The organism is Rhodococcus sp. WWJCD1, from assembly GCF_002258735.1.
In the GTDB taxonomy this organism is placed as follows: Bacteria; Actinomycetota; Actinomycetes; order Mycobacteriales; family Mycobacteriaceae; genus Rhodococcoides.
The window spans coordinates 210,336-228,573 of sequence record NZ_NOXY01000009.1 but is presented as its reverse complement, the minus strand read 5'-3'; the positions used below and the strand labels follow the sequence as shown (position 1 = coordinate 228,573).

General features: G+C 65.9%; 13 protein-coding genes. 5 read left to right on the top strand and 8 right to left on the bottom strand.

The window, feature by feature from the left end:
- Positions 1 to 70: 70 nt before the first annotated feature.
- The 4 genes from CH286_RS06270 to trmB form a co-directional block, all read right to left on the bottom strand.
- Positions 71 to 2,224 carry an MMPL family transporter gene (locus CH286_RS06270; RefSeq protein WP_032405266.1) on the bottom strand — a complete coding sequence of 718 codons (2,154 nt, stop codon included), beginning with the start codon at positions 2,222 to 2,224 and terminating at the stop codon, positions 71 to 73.
- A gap of 134 nt (positions 2,225 to 2,358) precedes the next feature.
- Entirely contained in the window at positions 2,359 to 5,571 is a 3,213-nt protein-coding gene (locus CH286_RS06265; protein ID WP_094608689.1) for an MMPL family transporter, read from the bottom strand.
- Positions 5,572 to 6,258, bottom strand: a complete 687-nt coding sequence (locus tag CH286_RS06260; protein WP_230592732.1) for an NYN domain-containing protein — start codon at positions 6,256 to 6,258, stop codon at positions 5,572 to 5,574.
- Positions 6,259 to 6,272: 14 nt separating this feature from the next.
- Positions 6,273 to 7,031 (bottom strand): tRNA (guanosine(46)-N7)-methyltransferase TrmB, encoded by a 759-nt coding sequence (trmB, locus tag CH286_RS06255; protein ID WP_094608688.1) that lies wholly within the window; start codon positions 7,029 to 7,031, stop codon positions 6,273 to 6,275.
- 209 nt (positions 7,032 to 7,240) lie between these two features.
- Here trmB and CH286_RS06250 point away from each other — a divergent pair, with 209 nt between their 5' ends.
- The 4 genes from CH286_RS06250 to CH286_RS06235 all read left to right on the top strand — a co-directional run bounded on the left by CH286_RS06250 (position 7,241) and on the right by CH286_RS06235 (position 12,256).
- Entirely contained in the window at positions 7,241 to 8,305 is a 1,065-nt protein-coding gene (locus CH286_RS06250) for a hypothetical protein (protein WP_094608687.1), read from the top strand.
- Positions 8,302 to 9,780 (top strand): hypothetical protein, encoded by a 1,479-nt coding sequence (locus CH286_RS06245; RefSeq protein ID WP_141215808.1) that lies wholly within the window; start codon positions 8,302 to 8,304, stop codon positions 9,778 to 9,780. The genes CH286_RS06250 and CH286_RS06245 overlap by 4 nt, the downstream gene beginning before the upstream one ends.
- Positions 9,781 to 9,814: 34 nt before the next feature.
- The gene (locus CH286_RS06240) at positions 9,815 to 10,117 is read left to right on the top strand and encodes a DUF6802 family protein (RefSeq protein WP_052070345.1); all 303 of its coding nucleotides are present in this window, start codon (positions 9,815 to 9,817) and stop codon (positions 10,115 to 10,117) included.
- Between the two features lie 309 nt (positions 10,118 to 10,426).
- Positions 10,427 to 12,256: a phosphoenolpyruvate carboxykinase (GTP) gene (locus CH286_RS06235; protein ID WP_032405271.1), complete on the top strand. Its 1,830-nt coding sequence runs from the start codon at positions 10,427 to 10,429 to the stop codon at positions 12,254 to 12,256.
- A gap of 81 nt (positions 12,257 to 12,337) precedes the next feature.
- On the opposite strand, the gene CH286_RS06230 is transcribed toward CH286_RS06235, so the two are convergent.
- From CH286_RS06230 to CH286_RS06220, 3 genes are all read right to left on the bottom strand, one after another.
- On the bottom strand, positions 12,338 to 13,486 hold the full coding sequence (locus CH286_RS06230) for a DUF418 domain-containing protein (RefSeq protein ID WP_052057916.1): 1,149 nt from the start codon (positions 13,484 to 13,486) through the stop codon (positions 12,338 to 12,340).
- A 73-nt stretch (positions 13,487 to 13,559) separates the two neighbouring features.
- Positions 13,560 to 14,438: an ROK family protein gene (locus CH286_RS06225; protein ID WP_032405272.1), complete on the bottom strand. Its 879-nt coding sequence runs from the start codon at positions 14,436 to 14,438 to the stop codon at positions 13,560 to 13,562.
- A gap of 9 nt (positions 14,439 to 14,447) precedes the next feature.
- The gene (locus CH286_RS06220; RefSeq protein WP_037147296.1) at positions 14,448 to 15,206 is read right to left on the bottom strand and encodes a class I SAM-dependent methyltransferase; all 759 of its coding nucleotides are present in this window, start codon (positions 15,204 to 15,206) and stop codon (positions 14,448 to 14,450) included.
- A 94-nt stretch (positions 15,207 to 15,300) separates the two neighbouring features.
- On the opposite strand from CH286_RS06220, the gene CH286_RS06215 reads away from it, so the two are divergent.
- The gene (locus CH286_RS06215; RefSeq protein WP_037147682.1) at positions 15,301 to 16,542 is read left to right on the top strand and encodes a glycosyltransferase family 4 protein; all 1,242 of its coding nucleotides are present in this window, start codon (positions 15,301 to 15,303) and stop codon (positions 16,540 to 16,542) included.
- On the opposite strand, the gene CH286_RS06210 is transcribed toward CH286_RS06215, so the two are convergent.
- Positions 16,462 to 18,225: a hypothetical protein gene (locus CH286_RS06210; RefSeq protein ID WP_094608737.1), complete on the bottom strand. Its 1,764-nt coding sequence runs from the start codon at positions 18,223 to 18,225 to the stop codon at positions 16,462 to 16,464. The genes CH286_RS06215 and CH286_RS06210 overlap by 81 nt on opposite strands.
- Positions 18,226 to 18,238 lie beyond the last annotated feature (13 nt).

Genomic DNA, 18,238 nt, shown 5'->3' with positions numbered 1-18,238 from the left:
TGCGTCGATGGACCATTGCACACGTCTCGGCGGTGCAATGGTCCATTCACGCGTTGCGGGGACAGGCGCGTCAGTCGTCTTTCGGGACGGTCTCGCCGAGTCCGAGCTTGCGCTGCATTCGTTTCATTCCGGCCGGTGCCCACCAGCTGGCGTCGCCGAGCAGTTTCATCGTCGCGGGCACCAGGAACATGCGGATGACGGTCGCGTCGATGATCAGAGCGGCGATCATGCCGTACGCGATGTACTTCATCATCACCAGATCGGAGAACGCGAATGCCCCCGTGACGACGATGAGGATCAAGGCCGCGGCGGTGATGATGCGACCGGTGTGAGAGGAGCCGATATGGATGGCTTCGCTTGTACTGGAGCCCTTTTCGCGAGCCTCGACCATCCGGGACAGGAGGAATACCTCGTAGTCGGTGGAGAGTCCGAAGACGATTGCCGCGATCAGCAACAGAATCATCGCCATGATCGGTCCGGGGGTGAAATTCATCCAACCGGCTCCGTGGCCGTCGATGAAGATCCACGTCAGAATTCCCATCGTGGAACCGAGCCCGAGCGTCGTCATCAGTACCGCCTTGATGGGCAGCACCAGCGATCCGAATGTCAGGAACATCAGTACCGTGACGACGACGACGACCAGTGCCGCCATCAGAGGCAGGCGGTCGACCATCGCATCGATCGAATCCCGTTCGATCGCAGGCGTTCCCGTCACCTGCATCGTCGTGCCGTCCGGAGTGTCGATGCTGCGAAGGAATTCGATGGCGGGCGCGCTGTCGTTCCGATCGATCAACCCGGCCTTGAAGACGATGATGCCGTCCTTGCTGGCACCGACCGGGGTGAATTGCTCGATCAGGCCGGGTGCGTTGTTCGCCTGGGTGGTGATGGCTGCGAGTGTGGAACCCTGCGCGTTCTGGATGACCAGTTTGATGGGCTCGGTGCGTTGGCCGGGGAACAACTCGTCGAACTGTTCCTGCGCCACTCGCGTCGGATTATCCGGTGGCAAATACGTTTCGTTGATTCCGCCGAACGCGAGATTGCCGATGGGCAACGTCAGGGCCAGCAGTCCGAGAACGATGGTGACGACCACTTTGATGGGATTGCGCATGACCCAGTGCGTGAGCTTGCCCCACCTGCCGTTCTCGATCTCTTCCGAGGACTTCGTCTTGCGCATGAACGCGAGGCCGAGCGCATCGACGCGTGGGCCGAGAATCGACAGAATGGCGGGCAGGATGGTGATCGCGTTCAGGGCCGCGAGAGCAACCGTCGCAATCGAACCCAGGGCGACCGATCGCAGAAACCCGTGCGGAAACAGCAACAGGCCACCGAGGCACGCGACGATGATCGTCGCCGAGAACGCCACCGTGCGCCCGGCGGTCATGACTGTTCGACGGACCGCATCGGGCGTGGATCTGCCGTCTCCCAGCTCCTCGCGGAAACGGGAGACGATGAACAGGCCGTAGTCGATGGCCAAGCCGAGCCCCACCAGCGACACCACCGGTGCGACGAAGGTGTTGACCTCGGTGACGTGGGTGAACAGCTTCACGATGCCGTTGGCCCCGATGACCGTCAGCGCGCCGACGATGAGGGGAAGCGCGGCAGCAACAACGCCGCCGAAGACGAAGAACAGCAGCACCGCGACGGCGGGGATGGCGAGGACCTCCATGCGATGGATGTCGTCGGTCATCGTCGACTGCAGAGAGGCCGCCACCGCCTGCTGTCCGGCGACCTGCACATCGACACCGTCGATGTAGAAGGCGTTCTGCACGGCCTCGAAGTTCTCGGTCAGTTCGGTGTCGTTGCTTCCGACGATCGCGATGCTGGCGATGGCATGCTGCTTGTCGGCGGTGCCGAGCGCCGCGAGCACCGGTGCTTCCGCAGTTCTGAAATAGCTGCCGTTGATCTTCGCGATGCGGTCCGGGTGGTCGGCGACCAGCGAATCGAGATTCTGGATGATCGCGGCATCGAACGACGGATCGTCGATGTTCGAGCCCTCGGGAGCTGTGTAGAGCACGATGACATCGCCCTCGGTGTCACGCCCGAACGTCTCGTCCGCAAGATTGCTGGCCGCGGCCGACTGCGACGTCGGATCGTCGAATCCGCTCTGGCTCAGGTGGTCCGGTAGATCCCAGCCGTACGCCGCCAAGATCGCCAGCCCGGCCACCATCACCCCGAGAACGCTGTACCGAAGGCGGTGGACGAAGTTTCCCCATCGAACGAACACGTGTGTGTCACTCCCCCTCGGTGCACGCGGCGTCACCGCCTCGTGAATGAAACTTCGACCCCACTACGAGGCAGGAGTGTAGCCTGCGCAACGACCTATGCAGGTGAGCCGCTCACCTGCGCGGCAGCGCTCCATCAGCGTGAACGGTTGCGTTCCCTCGCAAGCAATTCGCTGACACTGAGTACCTGCCCGTTCTCACCGCCGCGATGACGGCCACTGTCGCCACCCTCGGTTGCCGGTGTCGCTCGACGGCCCGACGGCCTGTCGGACTCGGATCCGTTGGTGCCGGTGCGCTCGGAACCGGTGCGTTCGGACCCGTTGCGCTCGGACCCACGGTGTTCGGAGCCACGGTGTTCGGATCCATTGCTGCCGTTGTGCTCGGTGTCGTTGCCGGCGCGATGCTCGGTGCCATTGCTGCCATTGCTGGCGTTGTGGCCAAATCCGTTGCTGCTGTTGCCGTTTCGATTCGAGCTGTTTCCGGCTGACCCGTTCGGTGCAGAGCCGTTGTCAGCAGAGCCGTTGTCAGCAGAGCCGTTTCGAGCAGAGCCGTTCTCGCCGTGACCGTTCCGATCGGATCCGTTGACGGTCGCGTTCGGTCGACTCGGCGGCGACGCACTGGGTGCGCGCAGATCGGCGAGCCAACTCTCGATGGACCGTGAGTCCGGTTCCTCGGCTCGAGGTGCCCGAGCGGGGCGGGGTCGGCTGGGCGGTGCGACCGGCGGACGCGGTGTGCTCGGTGCGCGCGGCGGCTCGACCGACGGAGAATCCGCAACCGGATCGACCGAGGGCGCAGGTCGAACTACCTCTGCGGCCTGGGTCGGTTCCGGCTCGACGGCCGGACGTGGCCCTGCAGTAGGACGCGGCCCTGCGTTCGGATGCGGCTCCACGGTCGGACGTGGACGTTGTGGCGTCGGCTGATTCGGGGCAGAGCGCGGAGCTTGCTGCGCAGGGGGAGCGGCCGGAGTTTCGCGGGTCGGCTCGGGTGGTGTTGCCGGCCGTCCCGTCACACTGCGCCTCGACTCTTCTTTCGCGGCGTGGGTCGCCCGGATGGGGCCCGAACCATGGGGCGCGACAACAGGAATGGGCTCGGTGAGCGGTTCGCTGCGGCGCGGTGCCGGACGCAGCGGCGGTGCGACCGTGGTGGACGGTGCACCCCCGGCGAGGGCGAGCTCTGGCACATCGGCGATGGGGAGGAGCTCGTCCTCGAGGATGGTCTCGCCGAGTCCGAGCTTGCGCTGAATTCGCTTCATCCACTGCGGAGCCCACCAGCAATCGTCGCCGAGCAGTTTCATCGTGGCGGGCACGAGAAACATGCGGATGAGGGTGGCGTCGATGATGAGTGCGGCGATCATGCCGTACGCGATGTACTTCATCATCACCAGATCGGAGAATGCGAACGCTCCGGTCACGACGATGAGGATCAGGGCCGCGGCGGTGATGATGCGACCGGTGTGCGAGGTTCCGATTCGGATGGCTTCGCTTGTGCTGGCTCCCTTTTCGCGAGCCTCCACCATGCGCGAGAGAAGGAACACCTCGTAGTCGGTGGACAAGCCGAACACAATCGAGATGATCAGCACCAACACCGGAGCCATGATCGGACCAGGGGTGAAATTCATCAGCCCCGCACCGTTGCCGTCGATGAATATCCACGTCAGAATGCCCATGGTGGCACCGAGACCGAGGACGGTCATGAGCACCGCTTTGATCGGCAACACCAACGATCCGAACGTCAGGAACATCAGCAGCGTCACGATGAACACCACGAGGACGGCCATCAGTGGCAGTTTGTCGATGAGCGCGCTGATCGAGTCCTGCTCGATGGCAGGTGTGCCGCCGACGAGAACCGACGCTCCGTCCGGCACGTCGATACTGCGGAGGAAGTCGATGGCGGGTTTGGAATCGTTGCGATCGACCAGACCGGCCTTGAAGACGATGATGCCGTCCTTGCTGGCACCCACAGGGGAGAACTGTTCGACCAACCCGGGAGCGTTGTTCGCCTGGTTGGTGATCGCGGCTAGGTTGGCGCCCTGCGCATTGCTGATCACCAGTTTGATCGGCTCGGTGCGCTGACCGGGGAAGAGCGTGTCGAACTCGCCCTGCGCGACGCGGGTGACGTTGTCGGGAGGCAGGTAGGTCTCGTTGATGCCGCCGAATTTGATGTTGCCGACGGGCAGAGTCAGCAACACCAGACCGAGCACGATGGGCACGGTGACCTTGACGGGGTTGCGCATCACCCAGCGGGTGAGGCGGCCCCACATGCCGTTTTCGATTTCCTCGCTCGACTTGGTCTTGCGCATGAACTTCAGACCGAGCGCGTCCACGCGTGGGCCGAGGATCGCCAGCATGGCGGGCAGGATCGTGATGGCCGTCAGTGCCGCGAGCGCGACGGTGGCGATGGAGCCGTAGGCCACCGACTTCAGGAAGCCCTGCGGGAACAGCAGCAGTCCACCGAGGGACGCGACGATCATCGTCGCCGAGAACACCACGGTGCGACCGGCCGTCATGACGGTCCGGCGCACGGCCTGTGGCGTCGTGTAGCCGTCGCCGAGTTCTTCTCGGAATCTCGACACGATGAACAGTCCGTAGTCGATGGCCAGGCCGAGGCCGACCAGTGAGACCACGGGCGCAACGAACGAGTTGACTTCGGTGAAGTTGGTGAACACCTTCACGATGCCGTTGGCTCCGACGACGGTCAGGCCACCGATGATCAGCGGAAGCGCGGCTGCGACCACGCCACCGAAGATGAAGAACAGCAGCACCGCGACGGCCGGGATCGCCAGTAGCTCCATGCGGTGGATGTCGCCGGCCATCGTCGACTGCAGTGCGCCCGCCACGGCTTGCAGTCCGGTCACCTGCACGTCGACGCCGTCGATGTAGAAGACGTCCTTGACGGCTTGGAAGTTGTTGGTCAGCTCGGTGTCGTTGGCACCGGCGATGGCAACGCTGGCAATGGCGTGTTGCTTGTCGGTGGTGCCGAGCGCGGCGAGGTTCGGAGCAGTCGCCGTCCGGAAGTAACTGCCGTTGACCTTCTCGATCTGGTCGGGGTGGTCGGCGGCCAGAGAGTCGAGATTGGCGACGATCTTGGACTGGAAATCCGGGTCGTCGATGGTCGATCCCGCAGGGGCCGTGTAGAGCAGGATGACGTCACCCTGCTTGTCACGACCGAACGTGGTGTCCGCCAGACGGGCAGCCTGGGCCGATTCCGACGTCGGATCGTCCCAACCGCTCTGACTGAGATGGCTGTTGAGATCGAGACCGTAGGCTGCGAAGCCCAACAGCCCGGCCACCATGACACCGATAACGGTGTACCGCAGCCGGTAGACGATGTCTCCCCATCTGGCGAACACTTAAGAAACTCCTTGGCGCCCGACGAGCAGGGCGGACAGCGGTCGGAAGGGCTGCAGCCACGCGCCCTCGTCGGGGAGGGAGTCGAGACTCACCCGTGGCAGTGGCTCACGGAAGACGCCAGGAATGTCCTCGAGATCGAGAAATTCCAGGATGTCCGACGTGACAGCCCAGCTTGCGTGCTCCCGGAAACCCAGTACCTGGACCGGCACTCCGGTTGCTGCGATGGCCTCCAGCGGGCCCTTGAACGCTTGACCGTCGGCGGACGCGACCATGACCCCGGCGAGGCCGCCGTCACGGTTGCGGAAATCGATGTGGTCGAGCATGTCGGCGTCGACATCGCTGTCTTCGTCGACCTTGGGCTTGGCGAACACCGCGAAGCCCACGTTACGCAATGCTTCGACCCAGGGTCGGACGACATCGGCGCTACCGGGAGCAATATTGGTGAACACCGTCGCCTCGGGTTCGAGCGTCGCGGTGCCCGAGGTGGAGAGTTCGGCGGTGCGGCTGAGCAGCCAACGGCCCAGTGCATCGAACCGTGGGCGGTAGGCGGCGGTGGGTCTGCCACCCAGAATTGCACCCAGTCCCATGTCCAGGTTGGGGGCGTCCCAGACCAGTAGGACGCGCTTGCTGTGGCGCGATTCACCGATCGCGCCGAGTTCGGAGGGGTCGATCACGGTGTCGGGCATGTCCGTACTGACGCTCATGCTGTCTTCTTTCCCCAGATCAATTCCGTCACCGAGCTGCCGACCAGCTGTGCCTTGCCCTCGAACTTGGTCACCGGCCGCTCGTGCGTCATGGGCGATTCCCAATCGAGAACGGTCAAACCGGGTTCGGCGTTCCCGGCCTCGGCAATCCACTCAGCGTATTCGGCATGATCGGTGGCCACGTGCAGAACGCCGCCCGGCTTCAGTCGATCCGCGATCATCGCGAAGGTCGGCCCCTGCAGCAGGCGACGCTTGTGGTGGCGAACCTTGGGCCAGGGATCGGGAAAGAAGACCCGGACTCCGGTCAACGACTCCGACGACAACATGTTCTCGAGCACGTCCATGGCGTCACCGCGAAGCAGCCGGATGTTCTCGATGCCTTCTCGTTCGATCTGCTGCAGCGTCTGCGCCAGGCCGGGACGGTAGACCTCGACGGCCATGAGGTTGACGTGCGGCTCGGCCGAGGCCATCGCCGTAGTGGCCGTGCCGGTGCCCGACCCGATCTCGAGAATCGCCGGTCCGCTGCGGCCGAACCAGGCGGCGATGTCGATCTGCTCGTCGGCGACATCTCGGCCGATGCGCGGCCACAGGCTGTCCCAGGTGGTCTGTTGAGCCTCGGTCAGCGCTCCACGCCGAGAGCGGAAGCTCGTCACTCGTGGGTACAGCCGTGAGCCCCGTTCGTGGGTGCGCGCTGCGTTCTCCTCGGTGTCGACAGAGGTGTCCTGAGACTCGTTCACGGCTCCATTGTCGCGCATCGACGGGGCGTGTGACACGTGGGTCTCGAGTTGAAGTTGAGACTTGGCGTCCTGCCGCTGATCAGGGGCAGGAAGTCCGCGACTAATTACAACGGTGCAATTCTTCGGGGCGGGTCGTGCAGCTCACCGATGTGCCAGAATCGGTGCCGCAGCAGGGGGCTGTGCGCCGCGTCCGGGGGCAGACGGCGGTCGTTCTGGGGGGATCGAATATGAGCGTGGCGGGTTTCGGACGACTGCGTGACCGCACCGCCGTGAGCTCGATCGGGGTGACTGCCGACGACGGTGCTCGGGAGGCCGTCGACATCGCGCTGCAGGATCGACTACGGCCGCTGATCGTGCGGGTGACGGGTCGAACCGGAGTGGGCAAATCTGTGATCCTCGCCATCCTCGAGTCGGTGCGCCTCGACGCGGACGGCCTCGATGTGCGGGTGCGCGAAGACAGCGGCACCGACAACACGGACTTCGACGTTCTCGTCTACGTCATCGCGGGCGCGGTGTCGCCGGTCGACACTGCGTTCCTGAGTTCGCCTCCCGGCGGCGCGCAGGACGGGACCGTCGTTGTGCTCACCAAGGCGGACACCCTCGACGATCCGACGGCAGCGGCTGCGGCGGCCTCCCACCAGCTCGCGCGGACGGTGCTGCCGGTGATGGGTGCGACCGCAGCGGGACTGCGCGGCGCGGGACTGGGCGGCACGGGGGGATCCGGGGCTTCGCTCGTCATGGCCGACGTTCGCGCCGTCGCTGCGAGCGAGGTGAGCCCAGCAGACCTGTTGACCGTGGATCGCTTCCTCGCCGCCGATATCACCGTCTCGACGCGTCGCCGAGAGGCACTGATCGAGTGCATCGAGCTGCGCGGCGTCGCCCTGCTGATCGACGTGCTGCGGCAGAGAACCGCTGTGTCCGACGATGATGCGCTGCGTGAGCTGGCCGATGCCACCGGTGTCGACGCGGTGCTGGCCGCGGTGTCGACGGCGGTGTCGGTTTCCGCAGCGAACCGTGACGCCCACCTGCATCGGAGCCTGCAGCAGATCGGCGCTCGGCATCGGCAAGTGCGCGGTGCCGTCGAGTCGTATCTGGCGTCGGACGAGGCCGTGGCGGCGGAAATGCGCTGCGCTGCTCTGTATTTGGGGGTGCCGATCGAGACCGGTTCCGAGCAGGTCGTGGTGGAGCAGGCAGCCAGGTGGAAGCACCGCGCGGCCGCGTCCGAGGACTCGGGAGTGCGTCGGTCGGCGCTCACGCTGTGTCGGGGCTACGTGCGGATGCTGCGGCGATGACTCCGTTGTCGGAGGACATGAAAAGCGTTCTTCGGCGCTGGAACTCGGATGCACTCGATCGGATCGCCCGGGCGCGGGAGAGCCGACCCGCCGGGGTGCACCTGACCGGCACGGCCGGATCGGGGAAGTCGGAGCTGCGCCGCGAGCTGTCCCGGCTCGGTGGCGTCGAATTCTCGGATTCGGTAGCCGACGCAGCCGTCGTGCTGATCGTCGTCGACGCGTCGGCTCCGGTCGATCGTGTCGAGATCGAGCGATGGCGAGGGGCACTCGAATCCACGCCGGTCGTGTTCGTGGTGAACAAGATCGACGTGCACAGGCACTGGCGTGAGGTGGTGATCGCCGACGGTGACCTGGTGGCCGAGTGTGTTCCGCGAGCGGTGGAGTGCACGTTCCACCCGGTCTCGGTCCGGTTGGCACGGGTGGGGAGGGACAGCGGCGACGCAGCAGTGTGCGTCGAATCCGGCCTCGGGGCTGTGACGGACCGGCTCGGTGTGCTGCTGCTGGACGCTACAGCTCTCGGAGCGCAGCGCAAATACGCTGCGGCGGTGCATGACTGCGCCGCAGGAGCCAAAGCGTCGATTGTCGCGAGAGCTCGCGCAGTGACCGGGGGTAGCGACTCCGTTCCACTTCGTGCGCGACGAGCCGCACTCGTCGGCGAACGAGAGAGCCTCGGTGGTGATCGACGTGCGCTGTTGCACAATCGGATTCAGCGGCTTCGGGTGGAGTCGCTCCATGCCGCCGCCGAGGATCTTCGCGAACTGGGCGTCGAGGTGAGGGGATCGATCGACGGGGCACGGCGGGCCGAGCTGAAGCACTTGCCCGCGCATGTCGCCGAGTCGGCGCGAGGTGCGCAGAGGCGAGCCGACGCTGCGCTCACCGCGGGACTGCGAGCGGTGGAGTCCGATCTGGGGCTCGGCCAGACGGTGGCCCAGGCGAGCGCGGAGGACGCGTCGCTCGACATCGGGGCACCGTCCCGGCGTCGCGGTATCGAGGACGCCATCATGATCGTGGTCGGGGCGTCGGCGGGAGTCGGCCTCGGACGCCTGATCGTCTCTCCGATGGCACTGGTGCAGGCGTGGGCGGTGGCCAACACCGTGATCACCCTCGTTCTCGGCGGGGCGCTCGCGTGGTGGTTGACGCGGTCGCGGGCGTTGGTGTCGGATCGGTCGCACATGCGGAGCTGGACGCAGGAATGTCTGGCCCGAGTGAAGTCCGCGGTGGAGCAGCGGCTGCTCTCGCGCATCCTCGAAGCCGAGTCCGCTCTCGCGGCCGCCCTCGCGGTGGCGGACCGGGAGGCCGCGGCCCGCATCGACGTCGCGCTTGCCGAGGTGGATGCCGAATTACGCGCGCTTGCCGACCACCGATCGGCGTTGCTGTCGGCGTGCGATCGGGATCTCTCTGCACTCGAACAGGGGCTGGAGCGATTCCGCGGCCCGGTGGAACCGTTCGATCTGTCCGTGCGTCGGAGTCAGTAGGTGCAGTGTCGGTCGAACTGGATGAGGGGCGTCGATGATCGCGGTGGATGGCTTCGCAGCGGAGGGTTTTCCCACGGATGACGTGGCGCAACACGAGTTCGACGCGGGTGCGCCCGTCGTCTCGGCCGACCTTCTCGATCTCGACGGCGACGGTCACTACGAGACCACCGTGCGGCACACCGATGCCGGGATCACGGTGGCGACCGACGTCGACGGGGATGGTGTGACAGACAAGTTCACCGCCTTCGGACGTGACGGCCAATACCGAAGCTGGGAGATTTTTCGCGAGGCGAACGGTATTGGCAGGGGTGAAATGTCCGAATCGGGCGAGCTGTAACGCCACGGCACGGACAGCGTATCGCCCCTGGTCGAAGCCTTCTTGCGCGGATCTTTCCCAATCTGAATCGGTCTTGTGACCAATCGGACAACACCCTGTTTCTGGATTCACGTCGCTCGGCGTTAACCTGATGAACAGGACATCCGGCGCTCGGTCCTCAGCTTGCCGTACCCAGTAACATGGTGTACTGCAGCTCGAACGGCCGAGCAGCGCCCCGCCGAGAGGGGAAAACCGAGATCTACTCGTGCGTGCTTGCCCACAGCGATCGTGCGAATTCTTCCCGGTTCCGGCTAACCCCAGGAGAGTTAGATGACCTCAGCGACCATTCCCGGTTTGAGCGGCACCGACAGCGTGCCGACTCGACACAAAGAACTGCTTGCCTGGGTTGCTCAGGTAGCCGAACTGACCGAACCGGACTCCGTGGTGTTCGCTGACGGATCCGACGCCGAGTGGGAGCGCCTGACCGACAAGCTGGTCGAGGCAGGCACCTTCACTCGTCTCAACGACGAGAAGAAGCCCAACTCGTTCCTCGGCAACTCCGATCCGTCGGACGTCGCCCGTGTCGAATCGCGCACGTACATCTGTTCCAAGGAAGAGATCGACGCCGGTCCCACCAACAACTGGATGGACCCGTCCGAGATGCGGACGCTGATGACCGATCTCTACCGCGGCTGCATGCGCGGACGCACCATGTACGTCGTTCCGTTCTGCATGGGCCCGCTCGACGCCGCCGATCCGAAGCTGGGCGTCGAGCTCACCGATTCCGAATACGTCGTCATCTCCATGCGCGTGATGACCCGCATGGGCCAGGCTGCGTTGGACAAGATCGGCGAGGACGGGTTCTACGTCAAGGCGCTGCACTCGCTCGGCGCACCGCTCGCGGAGGGCCAGGCCGACGTGCCGTGGCCGTGCAACGACACCAAATACATCACGCACTTCCCCGAGGATCGCGAGATCTGGAGCTACGGATCCGGTTACGGCGGCAACGCTCTGCTGGGCAAGAAGTGCTACTCGTTGCGTATCGCCTCGGCGATGGCCCACGACGAGGGCTGGCTCGCCGAGCACATGCTGATCCTCAAGCTGATCTCGCCCGAGGACAAGGCCTACTACATCGCGGCGGCATTCCCGTCCGCGTGCGGCAAGACCAACCTCGCGATGATTCAGCCGACCATTCCGGGCTGGCGCGCCGAGACCATCGGCGACGACATCGCGTGGATGCGCTTCGGTGAGGACGGTCGTCTCTACGCCGTCAACCCCGAGTTCGGTTTCTTCGGCGTCGCGCCCGGCACCAACTGGGACTCGAACCCGAATGCGATGAAGACCATCGATCAGGGCAACTCGGTGTTCACCAACGTCGGCCTCACCGATGACGGCGACGTGTGGTGGGAAGGCCTCGAAGGCAAGCCCGATCACCTCATCGACTGGAAGGGCAACGACTGGACCCCCGAGTCCGGAACCGATGCCGCACATCCCAATTCGCGTTACTGCGTGCCGATGGCCCAGTGCCCGTCCATGGCTCCCGAGTGGGACGACCCGCAGGGTGTGCCGATCTCGGCAATCCTGTTCGGCGGACGTCGCAAGACCACCGTCCCGCTGGTGACCGAGGCCCGCGACTGGCAGCACGGCGTGTTCATGGGAGCCACCGTCGGCTCCGAGCAGACCGCTGCCGCCGAGGGCACCGTCGGTACCGTCCGACGCGACCCGATGGCGATGCTGCCGTTCCTCGGCTACAACGTGGGCGATTACTTCCAGCACTGGATCGACCTCGGCAAGAACGCCGACGAGTCCAAGCTGCCGAAGGTGTTCTACGTCAACTGGTTCCGCCGCGGCGACGACAAGCGCTTCCTGTGGCCCGGATTCGGTGAGAACTCGCGTGTGCTCAAGTGGATCGTCGAGCGCATCGAGCACAAGGCCGCTGGCGTCGAGACACCGATCGGCGTGGTCCCCACCGCCGAGGCACTCGACATCGACGGTCTCGACACCACCGTCGACGACGTGGCCGAGGCACTCGCGGTGAACACCGAGGAGTGGAAGGCCGAGATCCCGCTGATCCAGGAGTGGTTCGACTTCGTCGGCGAGAAACTGCCCACCGGAATTCAGGACGAATTCGACGCCCTCAAGCAGCGTTTGGGCGCGTAGTATTCACGACACGGAACGGGGCTCACCGAGGGGTGGGCCCCGTTCTGGCTGTGTGGGTCAGGTCGTGAGCGCGGCGATGCATCACCGGATCAGTGATGGCGGTCCGTAAGTGACCCGCCGGATCAGCGTTTCGAACGGTCCTCGCGACCCCGCCCGTCGCAGCCGGTCGGCGAGTACAACCGTGAGTACCCATGTGGTAACGGCCAGCATCGCGACGCCGATGACGGACAGATCGTCCGAGAGGTCGAGCAGCACCGGAGTGAAGGCGATCGTCCAGACCACCGACTGTGCGAGGTAGCAGGTCATCGATCGTTGTCCCGCCGCCTGGACGGCAGTGATGAACCAGCCGGGATGGTCCGAGACCCGGTGCGCGATCAACGCGAGCAATGCGGCGTAGCCGATTCCCCCAGCAACGCCCGACGCGTCGTGCCACGGTCCGATCAGGCTCAGGGTCTCACTGTTCGGGATGCTCACGAGGCCGAGGTGGATCGCCGCGACGGGTTGCGCGCCGACGACGGCAACGCCGATCCCGACGGTTGCGACGGTGCGCAGCAGCCGAAGGTGATTCTCGGGTCGTTCGAGTATCCGTCGTCGACCGGCCCAGAGTCCCGCCGCGAACGGGCCGAGGAATCCGAACGGCCCCAGCGCTGCCACGTACAGCGAGACCCCGGAGCGGCTGCCCAGGTCGGCCCACGACCGGGGTAGTGCGGTCTCATCGGGTCCCATCAGGCTCGTCGCGAGAGAATCACCGGACGGCATCGTGATGAGAGCGAGCATCGCTGCGGCGACGGCAAGCAACCACCCGCCCCGCCAGTGGACCATCCAGGCACCGAACAGGAGTAGGACGCCATAAGCCGTGAGGATGTCGCCGGCGTAGAGCAGCGTCGCGTGCAGGAAACCGACCAGGATCAACACGACTGCTCTGCGCCAGAGCAATCGCCGAACCGTTCTGCGGGATGAATCCCCTTGGCGTCGAACGATCTGGGCCACACCGTATCCGAAGAGCAAACCGAACATGGGAAACGCGCGTCCGTCGACGAACGTTGTGAGCAGCCAAGCGACGGCTCCGTCGACGCGCCCGCTCGCGTAGGGGAAGCCGCCGAACCACTCTGGGGACTGCAGGAAGTAATGCGAGTTCGCCAGTGCGATGAAAAGAAGCATGAACCCACGGGACAGGTCAGGGCCGAGAGCACGCTCGGTCAACGAAGTGGGCGCTGCGTCGGACGGCATGAGTCGACTCTGCGGTACGAGCTGGTACTCCCGCATCGGCCGAAAGTTGCTTCTGAGCCCGTCGAAAGGCTCGTCAGGTCGTGAGAGCGGCCGCCCCGGCGAGAGTTCCCAGGCCACCGAGTGCAGCGGGAACTACCTGCAGGCCGCCGAGGAATGTCAACCGGGCGTGCAAGGCGATCGACTCCTGTATCGGGTCCCACAGTGGCGGGCCGGCCTGAGCGAAGCCGCCGCCGATCACCACCATGCGAACGTCCGTCAGTGCGACGGCCGAGGCAATCGCCTGGCCCAGGGCCACTCCGGCGCGTTGCAGTGAGGTGATGGCGCGCGGTTCGCCTGCGGCGGCGTCCGCGGCCAGTTCGACACCGGTACTTCCCGGCCACCCCTGCTCACGTGCCCACCGCACCGCCGAGGGCCCACTCGACACCGTTTCCACGCACCCTATTCCGCCGCACGCGCAGGGCGTCGTCGAACCGGGAACGACGATGTGGCCGATGTGACCGGCGTTGCCGCTGGCTCCGGCGACGATCTTTCCGCCCAGCACCAACCCACCGCCGATCCCGGTCGAGACGACCAGGCTCAGTACGTCGGGCACACCCACAGCGGCACCGAAGCGATACTCACCCAGCGCCGCTGCGCTGCCGTCCATCGCCAGACGTATTTCGGCATCGGGAAGCACGGCGGAGATGTGCTCGCCCAGACCGAATCCGTTCTTCCACTCGTCGATGTTGATCGGTGCGACCGATCCGGTCTCGAGGTTCACCGGCCCGGAGCAGGCGACGCCGATGCGGTCGATGTGCTGTCCAGGAGCGATCTTCCGAAGCAACGACGCGCATGCAGGCCACACCCCGGACTCGGGAGTCGGGACCGTCACCGGGTTCTGCGGCCGACCGTCCTCGCCGACGAGTGCCGCTGTCATCTTGGTGCCGCCGATGTCGAGCGCGAGTGCCGTCATCGATCCAGGCTAAGCGGTGGGCCGCATGACAAGCACCAGGTTGCTGCCCAAGAATTCGCGGAGTATCGGAACGCGCATCATCCACCATGCCCAGCGCGGGTGGTAGCGCGGGAAAGCAGCTATTAACGTTGCGTTGGGAGTGCTTCGCGCCCAACGTAATCCGTCCGAAGCGCTGATGTCGAACAGTGATTCGCCGAATCGATTCTTCGGTTCGTGACCGGTGTTGCGGGCGTAGCGGCGGGCCGCGTATTCGCCGCCGAGGTAATGCCAGGGCCGGGTCTCGTGACCGCCGAACGGGCCGAACCAGATGGTGTACGAGAGCACCGTGAGGCCGCCGGGTTTGGTGACACGGAGCATCTCCTCGGCCATGGTCCAGGGCTCGCGCACGTGTTCGGCGACGTTGGAGGAGAAGCAGATATCGACGCTGTCGTCGCGAAAGGGCAGTGCCATGCCGGAGCCGCGCACCGAACCGGGAATCTGCAGACCCGCCGCGTGCATCTCCGAGGCATCGGGTTCGACGGGCAGGTAGCGCGCGCAACTCGCACCGAAGACCTCGGCGAAGTAGCCGGGTCCGCCGCCGACGTCCAGCACCGTTGCCGCCGACATGTCGGTGCCGGTCAGGCCCCGATACAGATCACCGATCAGCTCGACGGAATCGCGCGCCAGGGCCCCGTAGAAGATGTCCGGAGCGCTCTGCTCGTGGCCGAAGTCCTTCAGCAGCTTCACCGAGCGGCGCAGTGTCGCGCGGGAGGCGAACAGACGTGTCACGGCGGAAGTCACGAAAACGAACCCTAGCGGTTACTGTGGCAGCGGTAATCGACGGCGGTCGAGACGAGCATGCGGAAATTGGGTGAAGCGAGCTGTGCGCGAGGTTCTGTTGCTGTGCTGGCGCGATACCGGGCACCCGCAGGGCGGCGGCAGCGAGCGTTACCTCGAGCAGGTAGGCGCAGGTCTGGCTCGACGCGGTGTCCGCGTCACGCTGCGGACGGCGTCGTACCCCGGAGCTCCCGCCGAGGAGATCGTCGACGGCATCCGCATCAGTCGCGGCGGTGGTCGCCTGTCGGTGTATCCCCGCGCATTGGCCGCCATCGCAGCCGGGCGACTCGGATTCGGCCCGCTCAAGGGCATCGCACCCGACGCGGTGATCGATACCCAGAACGGCATTCCCTTCTTTTCACGTGCCGCGCTCGGCGTTCCCGTCACGTTGCTGGTGCACCACTGCCATCGTGAGCAGTGGCCGGTCGCCGGGCCGATGATGGCCAAGCTCGGCTGGTGGCTCGAATCGACCGTGTCTCCCCGAGTGCACCGTCGCAATCAGTACTTGACGGTGTCGTTGCCGTCCGCGGACGAGCTGATCGCCCTCGGCGTCGACCGAGAGCGCATCGCCGTGGTCCGCAACGGAGCCGACGAGATTCCGCAGTCGGTCCCCGAGGGTGACGACAGCACCCGCACCGCGTACCCGTCGCTCACCGTGCTGTCCCGGTTGGTTCCGCACAAGCAGATCGAGGACGCTCTCGACGTCGTCGCGGCGCTGCGCGGCCGGATCCCCGCCATCCACCTGGACGTCATCGGTGGCGGCTGGTGGGAGCAGAATCTCCGCGACTACGTGCGCGAACTGGGGATCGAGCAGTACGTCACCTTCCACGGCCATGTCGACGAGCAGCGCAAGCACGAGTTGCTCGGCCGTTCGTGGGTGCACGTCATGCCCTCGCGCAAGGAAGGTTGGGGCCTCGCCGTCGTCGAAGCTGCTCAGCACGGCGTTCCCACGGTCGGCTATCGCAGCTCCAAAGGGCTCACCGATTCGGTCATCGACGGCGTCACCGGCATTCTGGTGGGTGGACAGTCGGTCGAGGACCGGGACGTCTCCGGTCTGACCGCTGCCGTTTCGGAGCTGCTGCAGGACGCCGAAGCCCGCACTCGCCTGGGCGAGAAGGCGCGAGTGCGCGCAGGAGAGTTCTCCTGGGAGCAGTGTGCGCAGGGTGTGTACTCGGTGCTCGACGCGACGACGCGCGGAACGTGGTCGTCAGGTCTCGTTGGAGCGTCCGACGTTGCGTTGCAAGGTGATTCGGCTGGAGCGTCGAAGGCGTCCCAGCCCTACCGCTAGGCCCCCGAGAAGCAGCAGTGCCCAGGCCAGGTGGGCGACGACGACGGCCGTGTTCGAGCGGCTCTCGGTGATCACGGGATCGGGTACCCGGTAGAGCGTGAGCTGCTCGTCCCTGTACACGGCGTCCAACCGGTTCAGCGTCTGCGCGGAGTCCCCGAGCTCGCCGGGGGTGGTGTTCTCCACCAACACCCACCCGACGCCCAATTCTGCGAGTGTCTCCGCGGATTCGCCTGCGAGCAGAGCGTTCTGGACGTCGGTGGCACGAGTGCCCTCGCCCCGCACCGTGCCGCCTGCGACGATGAGCTCGCCGGTCTGCAACACGTCCAGTGGCAGCATGCGCGGCGCAGGATCGAGCACGGGAGCAGTGCCGCTGTAGGTAAAGCGGCGGAACATCCCGGCCGGTAGCACCGCGACATCGCCGGCGCTGCCCTGCAATTCGGCTGCGACCGCCTGCCAGGAGGCCGGATAGACGACGGGCCGCATCGAGTTCCCGACGCCCCAACCCAGGTCGGGTAGTGCAATCAGCAGGGCCAATGTCGCAACGGCGCTGCCGAATCGGGTGCGCTGGACCGCGCTCAGCGCGGTTGGTTGCACCGGATTCGGTCGATGCCGGGGAGTGAACGCAGCCGCGGCGGCCAACGCATAGATCGGCATCGCCAGCGCGACCCATTTCTGAGAGTCCCGGAGCAACCCGGCGCCGGGCACCGTCTCGCCCACCGCCCGGGCGACTGCCAGCCCCGGTCCCGTTGCTGCCAGCGCGGGGACTGCGATGGCAAGCAACGCAACGACAGCGAGTCCCAGGATCACCGGATTTTTCCGACGCCGGATCAGCGGCCGCACACCGAACGCGACCACGGTCAGCAGAATCGCGGTGCCCACGACTGCGAAAATGCTTGTACGAGAAGCGGATACGGCATCGGAGTTCCAGATTCCGCCGAGGCCGGCCAGGGAGCCGAGCGTGCCGAGTCCCGGCTCGGCCCGCGCCGCGAATGCCGCCCATCCCGCCGGATCCGCCTGCTCGACGCCACTGCCGGACACGGCTGTCGCCACCAGCCACGGCGCCGACGCCACCGCCGCGATCACCAGGGTGACGACCACGCGCAGGCCGCGTCGGGCACCCCCGGGGAGGGCGAGAATCACCGACGCGAGAGTGGCGGCAAGCAGTGCGCCGGTGGGGGTGAGGCCGGCGACAGCGAGACAGACGGCAAGGGCCCACCAGGAACGCCCCTGTCTGACCGCGAGCGCTGCGACCACGGTCCAGGGGAGGGCGGCGTAGCCGACGAGCAGACTCCAATGTCCTTGTAGCAAGCGCTCGGCGACGTACGGGTTCCACATCGCCACGGTCGAGGCGACGAGCAACGCGGGCAGGGGAGCGGTCGGTAACACCGCACGAGCCATGACGGCCGCGCCCCAGCCGGCCAGCCACAGCGCCAGCAGCAGGATGGTCTTGACGACGAGGCCACCGTCGAACACCGTCGTCAGCGCTGCGATTGCGGCGTCCTGCGGGACGGCTCGCGCGGCCGCGTCGGCGATTCCCCAGGCGGAGTCGGTGAAGTAGGAACGGGGAGTACTGACGGCGTCGCGCAGCAGGAGGTATCCGGGGCCGAGAAGTGGTCCGAGAATCACCAGCGCCAGCAGCAGAGTGTAGAGCGGTGGCGTCCACCTCGACCTCGACCGCGCCATGATCGGCACCCTA